Annotated in this window: 2 protein-coding genes; both read right to left on the bottom strand. The window is 48.7% G+C overall.

The window, feature by feature from the left end:
* Positions 1-176 precede the first annotated feature (176 nt).
* Positions 177-599, bottom strand: coding sequence for a Mu transposase C-terminal domain-containing protein (locus tag SSCH_RS19115; RefSeq protein ID WP_052835434.1), 423 nt, complete (start codon positions 597-599; stop codon positions 177-179).
* A gap of 137 nt (positions 600-736) precedes the next feature.
* Positions 737-1,229 (bottom strand): DDE-type integrase/transposase/recombinase (locus SSCH_RS19110; protein WP_198142257.1); only part of this gene is annotated, 493 nt, incomplete at its 5' end.

Genomic DNA, 1,229 nt, shown 5'->3' with positions numbered 1-1,229 from the left:
CAAGGGTTTGCACCAGATGGCGAACAAGTGTGATTTCCCGCTTCCTACCTCCCCTGTGAGTACTCCAAAATAACGGTGTTGGACCATCAACTGCATACGGGCAAGCGCTTCCATGTAGGCTGATGAACCGAATAACATTCATTCTTGGGGTTCCGGGAAAGGGAACGAGTTTATTCTCAGTTTCCATCTTCATCACCTCTGCTCTCATCAGGCTTTGGGGCAAAGGTTAGAGGAATACTCTTCCACCCTTCACGTTGCTTTTCCTCAGCCAAATGAAAAAAACTCAGCTCACCTGTGTTCACTTCCCCGGGAGATGGCTCTATTTCCTGGATAGACTCGGATGGTTTTGTTTTTACCCGTTTGTGGACAGATCGATGAAGATCCAGGGGTATGGCATCGGGAAAACGCTTACCATCAAACCACACCTGGATTACAGACAGATCAAAGGGGTCAAAGCGCAGCTTTACCTTTTCCCCCGAAAGCTCACAGGGTACCTCATAGATATTGCCGAAGACATGCACACAGCCGGTTTTATCAACTTTGCGATTTTCTTCCCAGAGGAAGATATCTGTCAGTTCACTGATGGGAACTCTTTTCATTGTGCGTTTGCTTGCAGTTGCCCTGGCAAGCGGAGTCTGACCTGTGCCACCATGCTTGCGGATATGGTAGTAACCATCCAGCCATGCTGTTAAAGCATTGTTTAGTTGAGCCAGGCCCTGGATATCTCCCCTTTCAATCAGGTTGTATGCTTCGGGTTTAAAGCTGGTATCGATAAACCTGAAAAAACGCTCAATTTTGCCGCGGCCCTGGGGACGGAACGCTCTACTGTGCGAAAGGCGAATGCCCAGCTTGCCGCAGATCGCAGCAGGTGATGAGATGAGAATGCTGCTCCATTATCACAATAAAACTGTTCTGGAATTCCGTAGCGTAAAATAGCCTTTTTTAAAGAGTCTTCCAGTCGAGGGAGTTTTTCATCCCAATAAAATTCAGCATGCACAATCAACCGGGAATAGTCGTCCATAATGGCAAACAAAATGGCTTTCTTGCGCTTTCCGGGATGAGTGGGGTCGGGCAGGTACAGAGTGTGCTGAAAGTCGGACTGCCAGATTTCATGAACATCTGATGCTTCAAAACGCCGGCGCCCTTTTTGTGGTGTAGCATTGTGCAGCAGTTCCTGCCTGCTTCCACCCGCCTTTCTCAGGTGACGTGCGAGGTGCTTGGGCAATAGA

The organism is Syntrophaceticus schinkii (assembly GCF_000946815.1).
Classification (GTDB): Bacteria; Bacillota; DSM-12270; order Thermacetogeniales; family Thermacetogeniaceae; genus Syntrophaceticus; species Syntrophaceticus schinkii.
This window is presented reverse-complemented; position numbering and strand designations above follow the sequence as displayed.

Coding starts and splice junctions, on each gene's coding strand:
- SSCH_RS19115 (WP_052835434.1), bottom strand. CDS start 599: ATGAAAAGAGTTCCCATCAGTGAACTGACAGATATCTTCCTCTGGGAA.